Source organism: Hominiventricola sp. (genome assembly GCF_057604405.1).
Genome location: NZ_DBLYVB010000012.1, coordinates 12,605 through 32,482 on the forward strand (window position 1 = coordinate 12,605; position 19,878 = coordinate 32,482).

A 19,878-nucleotide genomic window follows, 5' to 3' on the forward strand; every position below is an offset into this window, starting at 1 on the left:
AAGGGGAGGTGTTTGGCGGAGGAACAGGTATGGACTGTCGGGAAGCAATCCTTTCAGATGAGTATATTGATTTTGTGTGGAAGATGGATGTGCGGCCGCCGGAAGCGGAATGGCTGCCTTACGGGTATTGCGGACAATATATCAGTCCGAACATCAGTGTGTATTATGTACGGCGGGAGGAAGTATTCGGTAACCGGATCAGTCTGCCTGTGGGAGATTATGGTGTAACCTATTGCCATACGCAGATGGATACGGAAAGTCTGGAGGCAACCCGGATTCTGACCATTCAGAATCAGCCGGCGCTGCAGTTAAAAGGGAGCGGTGTGATCATTGGGTTCGTGGATTCAGGGATTGCCCTGCAAAATCCAGTGTTCCGGACTTCAGATGGAAGAACGAGGCTGATCGGACTATGGGATCAGACAGATCAAAGCGGCACTGCGCCGGATGGATTTCTCTATGGGAGCAGTTATGGTCGGGAAGAGATAGATTCGTGGCTTCGGGAAGGACGGGAATATCTGCCGGGACGGGATGAGAACGGGCATGGATCCAAAGTGGCGGCCATTGCGGCGGGATCGGAACTTGCGAATGAAAACTTTTTAGGGGCAGCACCGGAAGCAGACATTGCCTTTGTGAAGCTGAAGGAGGCAAAGCCTTTTATCAGGCAGCTGGAGAGAATTCCTCAGGACAGTATTGCCTATGAGGAAGCGGACATTATGCTGGGAATCCGGTATCTGGATCTTCTGGCACAACAGGAGGGAAAGCCGTTAATCATTTGTCTGGCCCTTGGAAGTAACTCCGGCGGACATACAGGCGAGACACCCCTTGGACTATATCTTACCTATATTTCCAGAAAATCAGGCCGGGCAGTGGTGGCAGCCGCCGGAAATGAGGGAAACCGGGGACATCATTTCTACGGGACCGTACCGTCGGAGACCGGATATATGGATGTAGAGCTGAGAGTGGGACCCGGGGAGACGGGATTTCAGGTAAATCTCTGGGGAAATGCGCCAGGACTTTTTGTGACGGAGGTGATTGCGCCCAGCGGAGAACGGATTTCACGAATTACGCCCCAGGTATTGAGCAGAGAACGTTACGATTTCGTGTTTGAAAATACTATGCTGGATGTACAGTATGAATTATCGGAAGTGATTTCCGGGGATGAGCGGATTTTGCTGGCTTTTCAGAATCCAACTGCCGGAATCTGGACCATTCGAATTTATTCCGTCGGAAATCTGGAAAAGGGATTTCATATGTGGCTGCCAGTGACAGGATTTATCAGTTCAGAAACTTATTTTATACAGTCGGATCCGGATACAACCGTCACAGAACCTGCCAATGCGGAAGGTGTTCTGACCTTTGCCGGATATGATGCCAGAACCAACAGTATCTGGTATGACTCAGGCAGAGGATATACACGAACCGGAAAAGTGGTGCCTGATGTGGCGGCGCCTGCAGTGGAAGTTTGCACCATTGATATGAGAGGACGGAACAGTACTCTCACAGGAACCAGTGCGGCGGCAGCCCTGGGGGCAGGAGCCTGCGCCCTTCTTCTGGAATGGGGGATTGTACAGCAGAACGCACCTGCCATGGACAGTGTTACCATTCAACGTTACCTGATCCGCGGTGCCAGCCGCTCTGAAAATTATACTTATCCTAACAAAACCTGGGGATATGGACTGCTGGATCTCTATGGTGTCTTCCGAGCGATTCGTGGAATCTGATACAATCAGTTATTGTGAAATATGCACAAACTTTAAAAATGATGTAAATGAGGATGACTTTTATGAAGATATAAGATATACTGATTGTAGCAATTGAAATAATTAAAACATATCGCTAAAGAAAAGAAGGAGAAAGGTATGCTAACGGAAAGAGATCTGGAACTGATTGGTGGAGTTGTCAGGAAAGCAATTGAACCTGTACGTGAAGAGGTGAAAGAGCTGAGGAAAGACGTGACGGAACTGCAGGTTGAAGTGAAAGAGCTGAGGAAAGATGTGACAGAACTGCAGGTGGGAATGACGGAGCTGAGGAAAGACGTGACAGAGCTGCAGGTGGGAATGACCGAGTTGAGGAAAGATGTGACAGAGCTGCAGACCGGAATGGAGAAACTGCGTACGGATGTAGACAGTCTTAGCAGAAAGACAGATCGAATCGAATGTATGATGGAGAATGAACTGCGCCCCAATATCTGCAAGATTGCAGAAGGGCATCTGGATCTGTCCCGCAAACTTGATATGGTGCGGGTCCGACGCTCTGAATATACATTGCTGGATATAAAAGTATCGGGATTACAACTTGATATTCGTGAAATTCGTGATAAACTTAAAATTGCATAAAAAAATATATAATAGGATCGGCAGTTATGCCGGTCCTTCTTTATAAAATGGAGAAAGGAAAAGAGATGCCAACACTGTTTACAATGCGATCCATGCACGTATCGCTGGAAATCTGGGGAGCTATTTTTTGCCTGATTATGGCTTTTTGCATGCATTTGAGTAAAAACTTTCCGCTTGGGAAAAGAAAACTTTTAATGATTCTGGACTGCTCTGTTGCAGTACTTTTGAGTATGGATTCGATTGCGTGGACATTCAGAGGAAATGAAGGGATCCTTGGCTACTGGATGGTTCGGATCAGCAATTTTCTGGTTTTTTTGATGTCCGATGAACTGATGCTGGTATATCATCTGTATTTATGCAGTTATTTTTCAGATAGAAAGACCTCATGAATATAAACCGGAATTTATGAAGGCAGAAGAATCTGTTCCGGCGGTAAGATATCTCTGGGTGGATCAGAATCTGGATCTGCTTTCCGTTGAGGAGGAAGAAGCAGAAACAGGAATCCGGGCAGACACTGCAGATGATCTGGGACCGGTTCTGCTTGGCAGACTGTATCCGGTTATGGATTTGTTAAAGAGTGAACAGATAGAGTATCAGATGGCGTTGGATAAAGAATTACACCCATATCTTCTGGTGACGATCAACAGTCTTGGTCTGGAGCAGCTGATGGAAATTCGCTGCATTGCGGATGATGTAACGACCGGATGGTTCCGTTTTTTTAAAAGCTGAATCCTGGAGACAGCTGTGTAATCACTGGACCAATGCATGCCGTGCGGTTGTCTTAAGACAATTATCAGATATTTAAAGAAAATTTAAAAAAGAAAACACCGAAAATGTAGTATAATGGTGCTGTACAGATGCGGTTATCAGTGTATGCTGTAAGAAAATGAAACGTACAGGAGGAAATGTGTTATGTGGACAAGAACAGATTTGAAAAGAAATGCAAAATCTGTGCTCAAAAAAAACTATTGGAAGTCAGTGATTGTGAGTCTGATTTTCCTTTTTATTACTGGATCAGGTGCAGCCAGTACAGGAAGAGAGGCATCTGATGAACTGAGTAATGCAAAAGATGCATTTGCAGGAATGGATGGTTCTACTTTTTTACTGATTATCGGAGTGGTAGCAGGAGCAATTCTGATTTCCATGCTGATTGGTCTTCTTCTGACGATCTTTTTGTGGAACCCACTTCATGTAGGCTGCCAGAATTTTTTTGTCAATGCAGTTGAGGATCAGGAAGCAGGACTTGGTGACGTCCTTTATTCATTTAAAAATGGATATGGACATATTGGTGGAATCATGTTTGTAAGAACTGTTTTTATTTGTCTGTGGTCTGTTCTGCTGATTATTCCGGGTATTGTTAAAATGTATGAATATATGATGGTGCCGTTTATTCTGGCTGAGAATCCGGATATGAGCAGAAAAGAGGTATTTGCCCTGAGCAAAAAGATGATGACCGGAAACAAATGGAAAGCCTTCGTGCTGGATCTTTCCTTCCTTGGATGGAGTATTCTTGGAGGCATTACACTTGGAATTCTGAATGTCCTGTTTGTTGCTCCTTATCAGAATCTGACAAAAGCAGAACTTTACCAGACATTAAAGGATGCACAGTAAAGAGCAGAACATTAAATAGAAGGAGGAATAACATATGCAATATGAAATCAAAGGCGGCTCTTTTCCGGTTGTAGAATGTAAGCTGGAAGATGGCGAAAAAATGATTACAGAGAGTGGTTCCATGGTATGGATGTCTCCGAATATGGAGATGTCAACCTCAGGAGGCGGTGTTGGAAAGATGTTTTCCAAAGCATTTTCCGGTGAGAACCTTTTTCAGAATATTTATACTGCAAACGGAAAGGGACTGATTGCATTTGGATCCAGTTTTCCCGGAAAAATTCTTCCTCTGGAAATCTCTGCGGGAAAAGAATTTGTTCTTCAGAAATCTGCTTTCCTCGCATCAGAGGCCGGAGTAGAATTAAGCATACACTTTAACAAAAAGCTGGGTGCCGGATTTTTCGGTGGTGAAGGATTCATTATGCAGAAGCTGTCCGGAAATGGAACGGCATTTGCAGAGGTGGATGGCGAGCTGGTAGCTTACGAATTAAAAGAAGGCCAGCAGATCGTCGTAGATACTGGTAATGTCCTCGGTTTTGAGACCAGTGTAAAGATGGATATTCAGCAGGTAAAAGGTTTGAAAAATAAACTGCTTGGCGGTGAAGGCTTCTTTAATACGGTACTTACCGGACCGGGTAAAATCTGGCTTCAGACCATGCCTCTTTACAATGTAGCTATGGCAATCAAACCGTATATTCCGACAGGAAACAACTAATTGATTAAATCTCCAGACTGATGTAAGATAGACCTATCAGTTTGGAGGTTTATTTTATGTCAGGGATAAAACGTGATAAAACGACATTGGTATTTACAGGAGATATCGGATTTGACCGCTACATGGAAGGAAAATGGGATGACGAGGAATTGCTATCAGAGGAAGTACTTGCCTTTCTTCACAGTGCGGATCATGTCATTGCAAATGTAGAGGGCCCGCTGGTGGATCAGGCATCCAATACGACGACGGAAGGGGTACAGCAGCTCATGCATACCATGAATCCGGCAGCAATCAAAGTGCTTCAGAAGATGAAGGCGGATATCTGGAATATCTGCAACAACCACATTATGGATGCAGGCGAAATGGGCATGAAGTGTACCCTGGAACAGGCTGAAAAACACGGAGTAAAGACGATCGGTGCGGGCATGAATCTGAAGGAAGCAAAGAAGCCTCTGATTCTGCCGGATGCAGGTGGAATTGGAATGTTCGGCGTGGGATATCAGAGGGGATGCAAACCAGCAGGGGAGGAGAAAGCCGGGTGTCTCAACTGGGCGGATATGGAGACCATTCAAAACGTCATCAATGAAATCAAAAAGACCTGCCGCTGGTGCGTGATTGTGTCTCACGGAGGAGAGGAATTCACATCCCTGCCGACGCCTTATACAAGAGATCGGTATCTGGAGTATCTGAAGATGGGTGCGGATGTGGTGGTCTGCCATCATCCCCATGTGCCCATGAACTATGAGACCTTTGATAAGAAGGCAATTTTCTATTCTCTGGGTAATTTCATATTTGATACGGATTATCAGCGGGCACAGTTCAATACGGATATTGGTCTTTTGCTGAAATTACATTTTACAGAAGAGGATTTTTCCTTTGAACCGTTTGGAATTAAAATTGAGCGTGGACCGGAGCATGTGGTACAGGGCGAGATTCCACGCATTTTTGAAGATGTACAGGAAGAAGAGTACTTAAAATTGGAGCCCCTTGCGGCAAAAATGTTTATCAGTGCCACCAAACGGCAGCAGATTTATCTGAATCCAGCTGAGTATGCCAATGCTTCCGAAGAAAAATGGAAGGAAAATTTCTCCAATCCAAGAAGAAGCGGGCGCGTCATCGGGGAGGCACTGGATTTTGCCATTGTCTGCCCACTGGCAGAAAAAGAAAAAGAAAAAGAATGGAAAAACAGTAAGCTGGAAAATGTAAAAAATTATATCCTTGAGCAAATATAATTTATTTCCTGTGAAACTTTTCTGATACATAAATTGTCTAATATATAGATAAATAAAAAAGGCGAATATATGTGAAAGAAAAGGGCAGGAGGAGAAAGATGGTACAGACTTTATTGAATGATATGCATAGCCAGCAGCTGCAGAAATATAATGATGAGGCTTATAGTATTTATGAGTTGGATTACAGGAATCCTTCCGTGAAAGAATCAGAAGTTGTGTTGGTCAATCTGGCTGCAGAATACTTGGGATTAAAAAAGACGATTGAATTAATCAAAGCATGTCATGCAAGAGTGGTATCTCTGATACTGTGGGATCCGGAGAATGACTATGCCATTCCCTGTGGAGGACATTGGCCCAAAAGCTATCGAACCATTCTGCCGGAACAGGCGGTGATGGAATTCCAGGCCAGGGATATGGACCTGGTTTTCATGAGAAAACCCCAGGATGAGGATGGAAACCGATTGATCCGACTGGATTTTGAATCGATGTAAAGAATGAAGTAAGATAAAAAGGGGCTGCTGCAGAATATATAATGGAGGCAGTAAAAAACTAGTAACATTGGCATGTTGTGACAGAAAATCACAGCCTGCCTTTTTATCTGCGAAGAACAATGAATAAACACCATATAACAGTTGACAACAGTTATAAACTGTTATATACTGTTTATAGACAGGAGGGAAGAAGATGCAGTTTATTATCAATCATTCTTCTATGGAGCCCATCTATGAACAAATTATGGGACAGATTCGTTCCGGAATCGCAAAGGGAACTATGAAAGAAGGGGAGGCACTGCCGTCGGTGCGTGCACTGGCGAAGGATTTGAAGGTCAGTGCGTTGACCGTTAAAAAGGCCTATGACGGACTGGAGCAGGAAGGCTTCATTATGACTGTTCACGGGAAAGGCAGCTTCGTGACCTGTTCCGGACAAGACATTTACCTGGAAGAGAGGCGGAGAGAAGTCGAGGAGGAACTGGCAGCAGCAGTCCGAAAGGGCAGAAGCTGCGGCATGGAGCAGGAGGAACTGCTGGAATTATTTCAGATGGTATTGGAGGAACCGTAATGATCAGACTGGAACAAGCAGAAAAACAATATAAAAACTTTCACCTGGACTGTTCTGTGGAGGTGCAGGAAGGTATGGTAACTGGCTTGATCGGCCCTAATGGAGCTGGCAAGAGTACCACGTTTCGGTTGCTCACCGGACTGGCAAAGCCGGAGGCCGGACGGGTCGAGATCTTTGGAAAAGAGATTTCAGAGTTTACGGCAGAAGACCGGAGGAAGATTGGCGTGGTCTGGTAAGATGCTGGATTTTCCGGATACCTCATGGGAAAAGATCTGATTGCCGTATTAAAAAATATGTATCCGGCATTTGATGAAGGCTGGTTTCAAAAGAAATGTGAGGAATTTCATTTGCCGATGGATAAGAAATTAAAAGATTTTTCCACAGGCATGAAAGCAAAGCTGAAAGTATTGTCAGCTGTTGCCAATGGAGATGCCAGACTTCTTATTCTGGATGAGCCCACAGCAGGGATGGATGTGATGGTGAGGGAACAGATTCTTGATCTTTTGCGGGAATTTATGATGCCGGGAGATCGGTCGATTCTCATCAGTTCCCATATTTCCAGTGATCTGGAGGGATTCTGTGATGATGTTTATCTGATGAATCAAGGAAAGATCATTCTTCATGAAGATGTGGATACACTTCTGGAACAGTATGGAATTCTGAAGGTAACAACGGAACAGTATGACACTCTTGATAAAGAATATCTTCTTCGAGTGAAAAAAGAAGATTATGGTTATGCCTGCCTGACTGGACAGAAAGATTTTTATCAGGAAAACTGGCCGCAGATAATTGTTGAAAAAGGAACCATTGATCAGATCATGACCATGATGGTGGAGGGAAAGTAAGATGAAAGGATTATTGATCAAAGACGGAAGACTGATGATTACACAAGGGAAAACACTTCTCGGAATTGCTGTTTTTATGATCGTATGCTCTTTTTTACAGGGTGACAGCTTTCCTCAGTTTGCAGCCAGTTACAGTATTATGATGACGACTATTTTTACAATCAGCACGGTCAGTTATGATGAGTATGACAATGGAATCAAATACCTTCTGGTGTTGCCGGTAGAGCGGCGAACTTATGTGAAGGAAAAATATTGTTTTGGTATCCTGATGTCCTGCATGGTATGGGGAATCTGCAGTTTAATAGGAATTGTAGGCGCATTTTTTCAAAATGCAGATGGTTTGGAAGAATATCTGATTTCCAGCCTGTCTGTAGCCATGCTGGCAGTTCTGCTTCTTGGTATTTGCCTTCCGGTTATCTTCTATTATGGAGCCGAAAAAGGAAGAGGCATCTATACCGGAATGCTGGCCTGCATCTTCTTTGCAGCGATTGCATTTTTCAAACTAAAATGGAATGTAGCATTGATGGAAAATGAATGGTTCCAGCAGATGTTGTTAATGATGGGGCGCAATCGTTTCCCGTTTATAGCAATGGGGATGGTTCTGTATCTTGGAGTCATGGCAATGGCTTATCTCTGTGCTGTAAAAATCATGGAACACCGGGAGTTTTAATTAAATTACGCAAACTCATTGACATCTTCCTCTAACATGGTAAAATGTATACGAAGTTAGATTGTATACAATAATGCAAAACTGAGGAGGACATGGAACAACTAACATGAGCAGTACACAGGGTCAAAAAGACGGACGTGATAAATATTCTCTCAGAGGAAGAGTTTTTCAGAGTATTCGGGAAGATATTTTGAGCGGACGTTATGAGCAGAATACAGAATTAAAAGAAGCAGCTATCGGAGCAGAACTTGGCGTGAGCAGAACACCGGTCAGAGAGGCCCTTCGACAGCTGGAGTTAGAAGGGTTGGTGACGATTATTCCCAACCGCGGCGCTTATGTCAATATGATTACCGCAAAGGATGTACAGGATATCTATGTGATCCGTTCCATGCTGGAAGGATTATGTGCCAGATGGGCAACCCAGTCTATTACGGCAGAACAGTTGGATTCTATGGAAGAAACGCTGTGTCTGTCGGAATACCATACCAGTAAAAAGAACTATGAAAAGCTTTATGAGCTGGACAGCCTGTTTCATGAGCAGCTCTATGAAGCAGGAGGAAGCCGGATTTTGAATCATATACTGTCAGATTTTCACGATTATGTGAAGATGGTAAGAAAAGCAACCATTTCCACCAGCAGCCGTTCCGTGACATCCACGGAAGAACACAGGGCAATTTTTGAAGCAATCAAAGAGAAGGATCCTGATAAGGCGGAAGCTTTGGCAAAGGAGCATGTAAAACATACCATTGAAAGTATTCAGGCATACGGACTGGAGAAAATATTATAACTGCAGAATGAGGAGGACATGATTTCCATGGCAAAGATTGAGATGAAGACCCCGCTGGTAGAGATGGACGGAGACGAGATGACCAGAATTCTCTGGCAGATGATCAAAGATGAGTTATTACTTCCTTTTGTGGATCTGAAAACCGAGTACTATGATCTGGGACTGAAGAAAAGAGACGAGACGAACGATCAGATCACGATAGACGCTGCAGAGGCAACAAAGAAATACGGTGTAGCTGTCAAATGTGCAACCATCACCCCGAATGCAGCGCGTGTGAAAGAGTATGATCTGAAGGAAATGTGGAAGAGTCCCAACGGAACCATCCGTGCGATTCTGGACGGAACCGTTTTCCGTGCTCCTATCATTGTCAAGGGAATAGAGCCTTATGTAAAGACCTGGAAGAAACCGATCACACTGGCAAGACATGCATACGGCGATGTGTATAAAGCTTCTGAGATGCAGATTCCGGGACCGGGCAAGGTGGATCTGGTCTATACAGCGGAGGATGGCACACAGACTTCCGTTCTGGTACATGAGTTCAAAGGACCAGGCGTGGTACAGGGGATGCATAACCTGGATGCTTCCATTGAAAGCTTTGCACACAGCTGCTTCCAGTATGCCATTGATACAAAGCAGGATGTATGGTTTGCAACGAAAGATACCATTTCCAAGAAATACGACCATCATTTCAAGGATATTTTCCAGGAAATCTATGAAAAAGAGTACAAGGCGCAGTTTGAGGCAGCCGGACTTACCTATTTCTATACACTGATCGATGATGCAGTGGCCAGAGTTGTAAAATCCGAGGGCGGTTTCATCTGGGCCTGCAAGAACTATGATGGTGATGTCATGAGCGATCTGGTGGCAACGGCATTCGGTTCTCTTGCCATGATGACCTCCGTTCTGGTATCTCCGAAAGGATATTATGAATTTGAGGCAGCTCACGGAACCGTACAGAGACATTATTATCAGCATCTGGAAGGAAAAGAGACGTCCACCAATCCCATGGCGACCATCTTCGCATGGAGCGGTGCTTTACGGAAACGTGGCGAGATGGACGGAATTCCGGAACTGATGCATTTTGCAGACGTGCTGGAGCAGGCTTCCCTGAAAGTGATTGAGTCCGGAAAAATGACCAAGGATCTGGCGCTGATTACCAGCCTTCCGAATCCGCAGGTTCTGAATTCTTCTGATTTTATTAAAGAGATCCGAAAAGAAGTGGAAGCAGCGCTGTAAAAAGAGCTTTTGCGGTCATATGAATAAAAATACGAACCCTCCCATATATTTAGTACAAATGTGGGAGGGTTTTTTGTATGGAAAATCATTTATACAGGGATATCAAAGAACGAACGGGCGGCGAAATCTACATAGGGGTAGTGGGACCTGTCCGCACCGGAAAATCCACGTTTATCAAGCGGTTTATGGATATGCTGGTGCTGCCGCACATGGAAGATCCTCATGAACGGGACCGGGCAACGGATGAACTGCCTCAGTCGGCAGCAGGCAAAACCATTATGACAACGGAACCCAAATTTGTGCCAAAAGATGCTGTGGAAATCCAGATTGCAGACGGCATTGCCGTGAAAATTCGTCTCATTGACTGTGTGGGATATATGGTGGAAGGAGCAGCCGGACACCTGGAAAATAATACAGAACGTATGGTGAAGACCCCCTGGTATGAGGATGAGATTCCATTTACCAGAGCGGCAGAGCTTGGGACCTATAAGGTCATTCACGAACATTCCACCATCGGAATTGTGGTGACCTGCGATGGAAGCTTCGGCGAGATTCCGGCAGAAAATTACAGGCAGCCGGAGGAACGAACGGTGGAAGAACTGAAAAAAATAGGGAAACCTTTTGTGGTTCTTTTAAATACAACCAAACCCTACAGCGATCCTGTACGGAAACAAGCAAAAGAACTGTACCACAAATATAATGTACCGGTAATTCCGGTAAACTGTGAGCAGTTGAAAAAAGAAGACATTACCATGATTCTGGAACAGGTGCTGCTGGAATTCCCGCTGGTGGAAGTAGAATTTCATATGCCCCGCTGGGTGGAAATGCTTCCGACGGACCATCCAGTGAAGCAGGAACTCATTGAAAAGGTGCGTTCCATGATGGATCAGTTCCGGGTATTGCGGGATATTGGTGCTGTTTCTACAGACTGTACAGGACCGGGCATTCATAAAATAAAGCTTGATCAGGTGGCATTAAATAAAGGAAGAGCCAGCTATTCTGTAGAGATGGAAGAGAGCTGTTATTATGAAATGCTGACAGAGCTGACGGGCATGGAGTTGAAAGACGAGTACGATCTTATGGAGCAGTTAAAAGAACTGTCCGTTATGCAGAAGAAATACGGAAAAGTCATGAAAGCTATGGATACGGTGCGCCAGAAAGGTTATGGAATGGTGTTGCCGGAGAAAGATGAAATCCGTATGGAAGACCCGGTGCTCATTCATCAGAGTGGAAAATTTGGAGTAAAACTTCGGGCCTTGTCTCCATCGGTGCACATGATCCGGGCCAATATCGAGACAGAAATTGCACCGATCGTTGGAAGCGAGGAGCAGGCGAAGGACCTGATCCAGTATATTCAGGATGGCAGAAAGCAGGAAGAAGGAATCTGGCAGATCAATATTTTCGGAAAGACCATCGAAGAACTGGTGGAGGACGGAATTCGCAGCAAACTTTACCAGATCGGAGAGGAGAGCCAGGTGAAACTGCAGGATACCATGCAGAAGATTGTAAATGATTCCAACGGTGGACTGGTATGCATTATCATATAAATATGGTATACTGTAACTATTCAGAGCTATGCACATGCGTTCTGAATAGTTACTGAGAAAGAAGAGACTTTTATGAAAATTACAGTCATTTCCGTTGGAAAAATAAAAGAAAAATATTTTACCGGAGCGATAGAGGAATATGCCAAACGGCTCAGCCGCTACTGCAAGCTGGATCTTATTGAAGTGCCGGATGAGAAGACGCCGGATGGTGCAAGCGAAGGTCTGGAACTGCAGATCAAAGAAAAAGAAGGCGAACGGATTTTACAGAAGATTCCCGATGGAGCTTTTGTGGTGGCTCTGGCCATTGATGGAAAGATGCTGGATTCCGAGGAACTGGCAGGTCAGATGGAACGGTGGAATGTGGGCGGCATCAGCCATGTGGTCTTTTTGATTGGAGGTTCCCTTGGATTGGCGCCTACGGTGCTGAAACGGGCGGATTATAAGCTTAGTTTTTCCAAAATGACCTTTCCCCATCAGCTCATGAGGGTGATTCTGCTGGAACAGGTTTACCGGAGTTTCCGGATCCGCAATCATGAACCTTACCACAAATAAGGGAACAACCGTTGAATCTCCCTACGGTTAATGATACAATACACTCTGTGAAAGAAAGGAGTGCCATAAAATGCTGGGAATACACCTGACTTCCAGAGATCGGAAGCGCATACATGAGATTCTGAAAACATACCAGGTACAAAAAGAAGTACAGTCTATGCAGAAATTCGTGCAGCACGGGCATACTTCTACTTATCAGCATAGCATGAATGTGGTGCGGTTAAGCTACTGGCTGAACAAACACTTTCATTTGCATGCGGATGAGAAAGCATTATTAGTGGGAGCTTTGCTGCACGACTTCTATCTATATGACTGGCATGAGAAAAGTACCTGGCATCGATGGCACGGATTTTCCCATCCTTTCCGGGCGGCAGGAAATGCCAGAAAGATTTTCGAAATCAACGAAAAAGAAAAACACATTATCGAAAGCCACATGTGGCCGCTGACCCTCCGGCATATGCCAGAAAGCAGGGAAGCAGCCATTGTGTGTCTGGCAGATAAGTGCTGTTCTGTCATAGAGACAGTCGGCGTATAAAAAAGAGAGGAATTCAATACAAATGACAATTTTAGCAAAAGACTTTCGTAAAATTGCAAGAGACAGCTTAAGAGGCCGTTGGGGCATGGCAGTGGGAGCCGGATTTGTGGCAAGCCTTCTGGGTGCATCCACAGCCATTACCGCAGGAGGTGGTTTGAACTATTCCTCCACCAACAGTGATGTATCAACGGCAGATTATGAGGCAGCACAGGCGCAGGCACAGAAAATCGTGGATTTTCTGAATAGTGACCAATTTGTGCAGAATATTTTGCCATGGCTTCTTGGGATGGGTGTGGTGTTGCTGATCTGGCTTCTGGTCAATCTGATTGTGGGAGGTGCCGTTACCCTTGGCTATGCACAGTTCAATCTAAATCTAGTAGACGACCGGGATCCGCATTTTTCAGACATTTTTTCCCACATTCACCGTCTCTGGGAAGGTTTCTGCATGCAGTTCTTCCAGGGAATGATGGTATTTCTGTGGTCACTGTTATTTGTCATTCCGGGAATCATTGCCAGTTACCGGTATTCCATGACGCCGTATATTCTGGCGGAAAATATGGAACTGTCTGTGATGGAAGCCATTACGGAATCCAAGAAAATGATGAGAGGCAATAAATTCCGACTGTTTTGTCTGGAATTAAGCTTTATCGGATGGGATATTCTCGCGGTATTGACGCTGAATATCGGAGATTTATGGGTTCATCCCTATCGGGAGGCAGCAAGGGCTGCATTTTACCGGGAAATTTCCGAGGCAAGATACAGCAATCCTTATGAGGTTCAGGAAGAACCGGAGCCATATTCCTGGAACTATGACAGACAGGAAGAACCGGAGCAGCCGTTCGGACAGGAACAGCCAGAAACATTTCATTATAAAGAAGAAAAGAAAGAAGAACATCCCTTCCAGGATACCGATATCTGGGATGAGGAGTAGGAGGATGATATGATAAATAATATTACAGGTGTAACAGAACGATTTCTCAGATATGTATCCGTAGATACCCAATCCTTAGATGAGCAGGAACAGATCCCGAGCACGGAGAAACAGCTGAAGCTGGCAGCCATATTAAAAGAGGAACTGGAAGATATGGGGGTATCTGGTGTTCGGATGGACGAGCATGGTTATGTATATGGTTATATTCCGGCTAACACAGATAAAAAAATTCCGGCAGTGGGTTTTATTTCTCATATCGATACGGCACCAGCTGCTCCCGGTGCAAATATCAAAGCAAAAATAGTGAAAAATTATGATGGAAAAGCAATTCTTCTGAATGAACAGACAGGACAGACTCTTGATCCGGTACAGTATCCGGAACTCCTTGATTATGTAGGACAGGACCTGATTACTACCGATGGAACAACGCTTCTGGGAGCAGATGACAAAGCAGGTGTGGCAGAGATCATGACCATGGCAGCCTGTATTTTGGAACATCCAGAACTGGTTCATGGAAAAATCTGTATCGCGTTTACACCGGATGAGGAAGTAGGCCGTGGCGCAGATCTTTTTGATGTGGAAGGATTTGGGGCAGATGTGGCTTATACGGTAGACGGTGGAGCGCTGGGAGAGATTGAATATGAGAACTTCAATGCGGCGGGTGCAAAAATTACCATCCATGGTGTCAGCATCCATCCTGGTTCTGCAAGAGGAGCTATGAAGAATTCGCTGCTTATTGGTATGGAATTGCAGTCCTTGCTTCCGGTTTATGCTAATCCGGTCTGTACCGACGGTTATGAAGGATTTTTCCATCTGGATGAGATGAAAGGCGATGTGGAAGAGACTGTCATGAAATATATCATCCGTGACCACGACAGAGCAAAGTTCGAAGAGAAAAAAGCATTGATGAAAGAGGCGGCTGCCTATCTGAACCGCAAGTACGGAGAAGGAACTGTCGATGCGATGATTACGGATTCCTACTATAATATGAAGGAAAAGATGGAGCCTCACATGGAACTCATCGAAATTGCATCCAAAGCATTGAAGCTGGTGGGCGCAGAACCGAAGATCTGTCCGATCCGCGGCGGCACTGACGGAGCCAGACTTTCCTTTATGGGACTTCCCTGCCCGAATCTTTGTGCAGGCGGACACAATTTCCATGGAAGATATGAATATGTGCCTGTTCAGTCCATGGAGAAGATTACAGAAATGCTGCTTCGAGTTGTAGAACAGTTTGTAACTGCCAAATAATTGTGAGAATTTACAGAAATGTAAAATCATACCATGCAAAAATGACGAAAATTAGCAGAACGTAACATTGAAATTTCTATAATTTGATGGTATAATATCTAATATGGTTCGTTTTTTGAAGACAGCCCTTACCTGACAACAGATACGGGGCTGTTTTTTCGCGAATAACGACCAAAAAAATTTTTGTGTAGGTGATAAAATGGGCAAATATTTTGCGAAAAGACTTGGAATGGCAATTGTTACCATTTTTTTGGTAACCTGTCTGACCTTCCTTCTGATGAACGCAGTCCCGGGAAGTCCCTGGTTAAGTGAGAAAAGTCCGACGGAAGCGACTTTGGCTGCACTGAATGCCAAATACGGACTGGACCAGCCGGTATACGTTCAGTTATTCAAATACCTTGGCAACCTTGCACATGGTGATTTCGGCGTTTCCCTGAAGATGCAGAAGAATCGTCCGGTTCTGAGCATTATTCTTGAGATGTTCCCGGTGTCTGCAAAGATCGGTGCCATTGCGCTGGCATGGGCAGTACTGGTAGGCGTGCCGCTGGGATGCCTGGCAGCATTTAAGAGGGGAAAAATGACCGACAGTATTCTCCGTGTTGTCTGTACCCTTGGAATCTCCATGCCGAGTTTCGTGGTTGCTTCTGTGCTTCTGGTAACCATGGCAGGAGGTATTTCCGGATTCAAGCTGTTCCCGACCATTTTTGATGCGTCGGCAGGATGGAGGACCTATGTACTTCCGTGTTTCTCCTTGGGATTTTACCCGATGTGTTATACGGCACGTCAGACCAGATCTGCCATGTTGGATTCTCTGAATCAGGAGTATATTAAGACAGCGAGAGCAAAGGGTCTGAAAAACAGCAAGATTATTTTCAAACATGCCCTCAGAAATGCCCTGATTCCGGTAATTACCTATCTGGGACCGCAGGTTGCATTTACTCTGTGCGGTGGTTTTGTAGTGGAGAGTGTATTCTCCATTCCGGGACTGGGACGTTATTTCGTACAGTCCATCCAGAACCGTGACTACCCGGTTATCATGGGTACCACGATTTTCCTTGCAACATTTATTATTCTGATGAATGTAGTAGTGGATATTCTTTATAAAGTGGCTGACCCGCGTATCAGCCTTGGCAAGGGAGGAGAGTAACTATGGCAGAAGACAATAAGATAAAGCGATGTCCCGTCAGCCTTCAGCCGGATATTGAATCCCTTCTTACGGAGCTGACTCCGGAAGATTTCGAACCGGCAAGTCAGCAGGAAAGAGATGATTTCATTCAGGATCGTCAGAGTGTTTCCTACTGGAAGGATGCCTGGAGACGTCTGAAGAAAAATACCGTAGCTATGATTGCGTTGGGAGTTATTATTTTCCTGTTCCTGTTTGCATTCGTGGGACCATTCCTGGTTCCCTATGGTTATGATCAGTTTAGTACAGGAGCAGAAAATCTGTACCCGTACCATTATGCCCTGGAAGATCAGACCCGTCTGGATGAAGAGATTGCAGCCAGATCCGAGTCTGAAGTTATGGACGTAGATACGCTGATTGAGAATGCGAAGGCAGAGGCAGAAGCCAAAGGCGAGACTCTTTCCAGTGTAGACATTGCCATGATCCGTGCAAAAGCAAAGGTAGCTTCTCAGGGACAGAGTGAGCACGAGGATACCGATCCGGCTACTGTCCGCAAGGAACTTGGCATTAAGAAAAAACTGTTTGGCTATTCCAACGAAGAATTGCAGAGAAAAGCAGCAGGGGAAAAAGTATTTCCCCATGTGTTCGGTACCGACATGTATGGCCGTGACATTCTGGTCCGTGTGATGTATGGAGCGCGTGTATCCATGGCAGTTGGTATTTGTGCGGCGCTGCTGGTACTTTTTATCGGTGCCCTCTACGGTTCCATCTCCGGTTACTGTGGAGGTAAAGTGGATGCAGTCATGCAGCGTATTGTAGAGTTAATTTATTCTGTACCGGAAATGCTGGTTGTTCTGTTGATTGCGACAGCACTGAAACCAATCCTGACGAATTTTGTAAATACAGGAAGCGGTCCTATGAAAGAGTTTGTCAACACTATGGGACCGAATCTGATTTCCATGTTTATTGCATTTGGTATGCTGTACTGGGTAACCATGAGCCGTATTATCCGTGGCCAGGTACTGCAGTTGAAACAGCAGGAGTATGTAACCGCAGCCCGTGCACTGGGTGCTTCCGGTGGAAGAATTATCCGTCAGCATCTGCTGCCGAACTGTATCGGACAGATTGTTGTTACGACATGCCTGCAGATTCCGTCAGCAATCTTCCTGGAGTCCTTCCTTTCCTATCTGGGCGTTGGTGTATCCGCACCGCTGCCAAGTCTTGGTTCCATGGCAACGGATGCATTAAGTGGTATGTATACTTATACTTATCGTCTGATCATTCCGTCCGTGATCTTAAGTGTAATGATTCTGGCGTTCAACTTGTTTGGTGATGGACTTCGCGATGCACTGGATCCGAAGCTGAAGAAATAAGAAGGGAGGAGCGAATATGTCAGAGACGAATAAAACAGGAAAATTACTGGAAGTAAAAGACCTTCGCGTATCTTTTTTCACTCCTGCCGGAGAAGTAAAAGCAGTTGGAGGCATCTCTTATGACCTGAATTACGGTGAGGTCATGGGGGTTGTAGGTGAGTCCGGCTCCGGAAAGAGCCAGGAAGCCTATTCCATTATGGGATTATTACAGTCCCCGGGAAAAGTAACTGGAGGTTCCATTACTTTTGAAGGGGAAGATGTATTAAGTTATACGAAAGAACAAATGACCGCATTTCGTGGAAATAAAGTAGCTATGATTTTCCAGAACCCCATGACCTGCTTAAATCCGGTATACACCATCGGAAACCAGCTGGTTGAGGCGCTGAGAGCTCATGACAAGAACATTTCCAAGGCAGACGCAGAGAAGCGTGCCATGGAGATGATGGAGATGGTGGGCATCAATAACGTGGAAAAGCGTATGAAACAGTATCCTCATGAGTTCTCCGGTGGTATGCGCCAGCGTGTTATGATCGCCATGGGTCTGATCTGCCATCCGCAGCTTCTGATTGCCGATGAGCCGACTACCGCACTGGACGTTACGATCCAGGCACAGATTCTGGAACTGATGAAAGATCTGCAGAAAAAGACCCATATGGGTATTATTTTCATCACCCATAACCTGGGTGTCGTAGCAGATATCTGCGACAAGGTGTCTGTTATGTATGCAGGAAGAATTGTTGAGCAGGGTCCGGTAGACGATATTTTCTATGAACCGGCCCATCCCTATACCATGGGACTTCTTCGTTCCATGCCCCGTGTGGATGCAGAATCTTATGAGCGTCTGATTCCGATCGAGGGATCACCGGTCGATATGTTGAACCCGCCGGAAGGATGCCCCTTTGCTCCCCGCTGCGAACACTGCATGAAGATCTGCCTGAAGAAAATGCCTCCTTATGTGGAAGTAGGAGAGAATCATCGTTCTGCCTGCTGGCTGCGTGTTCAGGAGCAGATGAACAAGGAGGAGAAGTAAGATGGCAAATGAAGACAAGATTCTTCTTGAGATTAATAACTTAAGAAAATATTTCCCGGTAAAGGGAATGAAAGGACCCGGTGTACAGGCGGTACAGGATGTTTCTTTCTTTATCAAAAAGGGAGAGACCCTTGGTCTGGTAGGAGAGTCCGGATGTGGCAAAACGACCCTTGGCCGTACCATTATCCGCCTTCATGAGCCGACTAGTGGTAAGATCGTATATGATGGAGAGACGATCTATGACAATCCGCTGGGGCCAGATGGCAAACCGCTGGGAAAAGAAAAGGCAGTTAATATGCTGCCGTACCGCAGAAAGATGCAGATTATTTTCCAGGATCCTTCCGCATCCCTCGACCCGCGTATGACTGTAGGAGAGATCATCGGAGAGGCTATTGATATTCACAAGCTGGCCCAGTCCAAAAAGGACCGTTCCGATATGATCAAAGAACTGCTTGGCAAAGTTGGATTGAATACCGAGCATGCCAACCGTTATCCTCATGAATTTTCTGGTGGACAGCAGCAGCGTGTGGGAATTGCCCGCGCCCTGGCAGTAAAACCGGAATTTATCGTATGTGACGAGCCGATTTCCGCACTGGACGTATCCATTCAGTCCCAGGTGGTAAATATGCTGGAGGACATGCAGGAAGAGATGGGACTGACCTATCTGTTCATTGCCCATGACTTATCCGTTGTCCGCCATATTTCCAACCGGATCGGTGTTATGTATTTAGGCTCCCTGGTGGAGCTTGGCGAGAGCTATGAGCTGAACCGCCATCCGATTCATCCGTATACCCAGACACTGCTTTCCGCAGTGCCGGTACCGGATCCAAAGCTTTCCAGAACGAGACAGAGAATCGTCCTTCAGGGCGATATTCCGAGTCCGATGAATCCGCCAAGCGGATGCCGTTTCCATACCAGATGTCCTTATGCGACCGAGCGCTGCAGCATGGAAATGCCGGCCTTTAAAGAACACGAGCCGGGACACTGGGCCGCATGTCATCTTCTGGATAAATAAGAGTATCAGAACGTAAGTTCTTTTGATACATGC

Annotated in this window: 21 protein-coding genes and 1 pseudogene; all 22 read left to right on the plus strand. The window is 45.4% G+C overall.

What is annotated here, in order from left to right:
• The first annotated feature begins 29 nt into the window (after positions 1 to 29).
• The 22 genes and pseudogenes from ACZMB2_RS08700 to ACZMB2_RS08805 all read left to right on the plus strand — a co-directional run bounded on the left by ACZMB2_RS08700 (position 30) and on the right by ACZMB2_RS08805 (position 19,845).
• Positions 30 to 1,721: a S8 family peptidase gene (locus ACZMB2_RS08700; protein WP_487596434.1), complete on the plus strand. Its 1,692-nt coding sequence runs from the start codon at positions 30 to 32 to the stop codon at positions 1,719 to 1,721.
• 138 nt (positions 1,722 to 1,859) lie between these two features.
• Complete coding sequence (locus ACZMB2_RS08705; RefSeq protein ID WP_487596435.1) at positions 1,860 to 2,336, plus strand: coiled-coil domain-containing protein; 477 nt, start codon at positions 1,860 to 1,862, stop codon at positions 2,334 to 2,336.
• A 47-nt stretch (positions 2,337 to 2,383) separates the two neighbouring features.
• Entirely contained in the window at positions 2,384 to 2,725 is a 342-nt protein-coding gene (locus ACZMB2_RS08710) for a hypothetical protein (RefSeq protein WP_487596436.1), read from the plus strand.
• Between the two features lie 16 nt (positions 2,726 to 2,741).
• Positions 2,742 to 3,065 (plus strand): hypothetical protein, encoded by a 324-nt coding sequence (locus tag ACZMB2_RS08715; RefSeq protein ID WP_487596437.1) that lies wholly within the window; start codon positions 2,742 to 2,744, stop codon positions 3,063 to 3,065.
• A gap of 183 nt (positions 3,066 to 3,248) precedes the next feature.
• A complete protein-coding gene (locus ACZMB2_RS08720; RefSeq protein ID WP_487596438.1) occupies positions 3,249 to 3,947 on the plus strand; it encodes a DUF975 family protein in 699 nt (232 codons plus the stop codon).
• A 34-nt stretch (positions 3,948 to 3,981) separates the two neighbouring features.
• Positions 3,982 to 4,659, plus strand: a complete 678-nt coding sequence (locus ACZMB2_RS08725; protein WP_118769921.1) for a TIGR00266 family protein — start codon at positions 3,982 to 3,984, stop codon at positions 4,657 to 4,659.
• 56 nt (positions 4,660 to 4,715) lie between these two features.
• Positions 4,716 to 5,891 (plus strand): CapA family protein, encoded by a 1,176-nt coding sequence (locus ACZMB2_RS08730; RefSeq protein ID WP_487596439.1) that lies wholly within the window; start codon positions 4,716 to 4,718, stop codon positions 5,889 to 5,891.
• A gap of 98 nt (positions 5,892 to 5,989) precedes the next feature.
• Entirely contained in the window at positions 5,990 to 6,382 is a 393-nt protein-coding gene (locus tag ACZMB2_RS08735; RefSeq protein ID WP_487596440.1) for a hypothetical protein, read from the plus strand.
• Between the two features lie 193 nt (positions 6,383 to 6,575).
• Complete coding sequence (locus ACZMB2_RS08740) at positions 6,576 to 6,950, plus strand: GntR family transcriptional regulator (RefSeq protein ID WP_487596441.1); 375 nt, start codon at positions 6,576 to 6,578, stop codon at positions 6,948 to 6,950.
• Positions 6,950 to 7,795 (plus strand): annotated as a pseudogene (locus ACZMB2_RS08745) (ATP-binding cassette domain-containing protein). Before ACZMB2_RS08740 ends, ACZMB2_RS08745 begins: the two are co-directional and overlap by 1 nt.
• Position 7,796: 1 nt before the next feature.
• On the plus strand, positions 7,797 to 8,465 hold the full coding sequence (locus ACZMB2_RS08750) for an ABC-2 transporter permease (RefSeq protein WP_487596442.1): 669 nt from the start codon (positions 7,797 to 7,799) through the stop codon (positions 8,463 to 8,465).
• Between the two features lie 106 nt (positions 8,466 to 8,571).
• Positions 8,572 to 9,252 carry a GntR family transcriptional regulator gene (locus ACZMB2_RS08755; RefSeq protein WP_308459312.1) on the plus strand — a complete coding sequence of 227 codons (681 nt, stop codon included), beginning with the start codon at positions 8,572 to 8,574 and terminating at the stop codon, positions 9,250 to 9,252.
• Between the two features lie 27 nt (positions 9,253 to 9,279).
• Positions 9,280 to 10,488: an NADP-dependent isocitrate dehydrogenase gene (locus ACZMB2_RS08760; protein ID WP_487596443.1), complete on the plus strand. Its 1,209-nt coding sequence runs from the start codon at positions 9,280 to 9,282 to the stop codon at positions 10,486 to 10,488.
• A 77-nt stretch (positions 10,489 to 10,565) separates the two neighbouring features.
• On the plus strand, positions 10,566 to 12,035 hold the full coding sequence (gene spoIVA / locus ACZMB2_RS08765; protein ID WP_487596444.1) for a stage IV sporulation protein A: 1,470 nt from the start codon (positions 10,566 to 10,568) through the stop codon (positions 12,033 to 12,035).
• Positions 12,036 to 12,107: 72 nt separating this feature from the next.
• A complete protein-coding gene (gene rlmH / locus ACZMB2_RS08770) occupies positions 12,108 to 12,587 on the plus strand; it encodes a 23S rRNA (pseudouridine(1915)-N(3))-methyltransferase RlmH (protein ID WP_487596445.1) in 480 nt (159 codons plus the stop codon).
• A 70-nt stretch (positions 12,588 to 12,657) separates the two neighbouring features.
• Complete coding sequence (locus ACZMB2_RS08775) at positions 12,658 to 13,122, plus strand: HD domain-containing protein (RefSeq protein WP_487596446.1); 465 nt, start codon at positions 12,658 to 12,660, stop codon at positions 13,120 to 13,122.
• Between the two features lie 22 nt (positions 13,123 to 13,144).
• Positions 13,145 to 14,053 carry a DUF975 family protein gene (locus ACZMB2_RS08780; RefSeq protein WP_487596447.1) on the plus strand — a complete coding sequence of 303 codons (909 nt, stop codon included), beginning with the start codon at positions 13,145 to 13,147 and terminating at the stop codon, positions 14,051 to 14,053.
• 12 nt (positions 14,054 to 14,065) lie between these two features.
• Positions 14,066 to 15,304, plus strand: a complete 1,239-nt coding sequence (pepT, locus tag ACZMB2_RS08785; protein ID WP_487596494.1) for a peptidase T — start codon at positions 14,066 to 14,068, stop codon at positions 15,302 to 15,304.
• A gap of 199 nt (positions 15,305 to 15,503) precedes the next feature.
• Positions 15,504 to 16,451 carry an ABC transporter permease gene (locus tag ACZMB2_RS08790; protein ID WP_118769528.1) on the plus strand — a complete coding sequence of 316 codons (948 nt, stop codon included), beginning with the start codon at positions 15,504 to 15,506 and terminating at the stop codon, positions 16,449 to 16,451.
• 2 nt (positions 16,452 to 16,453) lie between these two features.
• Positions 16,454 to 17,800: an ABC transporter permease gene (locus tag ACZMB2_RS08795; protein ID WP_487596448.1), complete on the plus strand. Its 1,347-nt coding sequence runs from the start codon at positions 16,454 to 16,456 to the stop codon at positions 17,798 to 17,800.
• Between the two features lie 16 nt (positions 17,801 to 17,816).
• The gene (locus ACZMB2_RS08800; protein WP_118769530.1) at positions 17,817 to 18,830 is read left to right on the plus strand and encodes an ABC transporter ATP-binding protein; all 1,014 of its coding nucleotides are present in this window, start codon (positions 17,817 to 17,819) and stop codon (positions 18,828 to 18,830) included.
• 1 nt (position 18,831) lies between these two features.
• Positions 18,832 to 19,845 (plus strand): ABC transporter ATP-binding protein, encoded by a 1,014-nt coding sequence (locus ACZMB2_RS08805; RefSeq protein ID WP_487596449.1) that lies wholly within the window; start codon positions 18,832 to 18,834, stop codon positions 19,843 to 19,845.
• The last annotated feature ends 33 nt before the right edge of the window (positions 19,846 to 19,878 follow it).

What these genes read in the sequence shown, in the direction of transcription:
- ACZMB2_RS08700 (WP_487596434.1), top strand. Translation starts at nt 30, where the DNA reads ATGGACTGTCGGGAAGCAATCCTTTCAGATGAGTATATTGATTTTGTG.
- ACZMB2_RS08705 (WP_487596435.1), top strand. Translation starts at nt 1,860, where the DNA reads ATGCTAACGGAAAGAGATCTGGAACTGATTGGTGGAGTTGTCAGGAAA.
- ACZMB2_RS08710 (WP_487596436.1), top strand. Translation starts at nt 2,384, where the DNA reads ATGGAGAAAGGAAAAGAGATGCCAACACTGTTTACAATGCGATCCATG.
- ACZMB2_RS08715 (WP_487596437.1), top strand. Translation starts at nt 2,742, where the DNA reads ATGAAGGCAGAAGAATCTGTTCCGGCGGTAAGATATCTCTGGGTGGAT.
- ACZMB2_RS08720 (WP_487596438.1), top strand. Translation starts at nt 3,249, where the DNA reads ATGTGGACAAGAACAGATTTGAAAAGAAATGCAAAATCTGTGCTCAAA.
- ACZMB2_RS08725 (WP_118769921.1), top strand. Translation starts at nt 3,982, where the DNA reads ATGCAATATGAAATCAAAGGCGGCTCTTTTCCGGTTGTAGAATGTAAG.
- ACZMB2_RS08730 (WP_487596439.1), top strand. Translation starts at nt 4,716, where the DNA reads ATGTCAGGGATAAAACGTGATAAAACGACATTGGTATTTACAGGAGAT.
- ACZMB2_RS08735 (WP_487596440.1), top strand. Translation starts at nt 5,990, where the DNA reads ATGGTACAGACTTTATTGAATGATATGCATAGCCAGCAGCTGCAGAAA.
- ACZMB2_RS08740 (WP_487596441.1), top strand. Translation starts at nt 6,576, where the DNA reads ATGCAGTTTATTATCAATCATTCTTCTATGGAGCCCATCTATGAACAA.
- ACZMB2_RS08750 (WP_487596442.1), top strand. Translation starts at nt 7,797, where the DNA reads ATGAAAGGATTATTGATCAAAGACGGAAGACTGATGATTACACAAGGG.
- ACZMB2_RS08755 (WP_308459312.1), top strand. Translation starts at nt 8,572, where the DNA reads ATGAGCAGTACACAGGGTCAAAAAGACGGACGTGATAAATATTCTCTC.
- ACZMB2_RS08760 (WP_487596443.1), top strand. Translation starts at nt 9,280, where the DNA reads ATGGCAAAGATTGAGATGAAGACCCCGCTGGTAGAGATGGACGGAGAC.
- spoIVA (WP_487596444.1), top strand. Translation starts at nt 10,566, where the DNA reads ATGGAAAATCATTTATACAGGGATATCAAAGAACGAACGGGCGGCGAA.
- rlmH (WP_487596445.1), top strand. Translation starts at nt 12,108, where the DNA reads ATGAAAATTACAGTCATTTCCGTTGGAAAAATAAAAGAAAAATATTTT.
- ACZMB2_RS08775 (WP_487596446.1), top strand. Translation starts at nt 12,658, where the DNA reads ATGCTGGGAATACACCTGACTTCCAGAGATCGGAAGCGCATACATGAG.
- ACZMB2_RS08780 (WP_487596447.1), top strand. Translation starts at nt 13,145, where the DNA reads ATGACAATTTTAGCAAAAGACTTTCGTAAAATTGCAAGAGACAGCTTA.
- ACZMB2_RS08790 (WP_118769528.1), top strand. Translation starts at nt 15,504, where the DNA reads ATGGGCAAATATTTTGCGAAAAGACTTGGAATGGCAATTGTTACCATT.
- ACZMB2_RS08795 (WP_487596448.1), top strand. Translation starts at nt 16,454, where the DNA reads ATGGCAGAAGACAATAAGATAAAGCGATGTCCCGTCAGCCTTCAGCCG.
- ACZMB2_RS08800 (WP_118769530.1), top strand. Translation starts at nt 17,817, where the DNA reads ATGTCAGAGACGAATAAAACAGGAAAATTACTGGAAGTAAAAGACCTT.
- ACZMB2_RS08805 (WP_487596449.1), top strand. Translation starts at nt 18,832, where the DNA reads ATGGCAAATGAAGACAAGATTCTTCTTGAGATTAATAACTTAAGAAAA.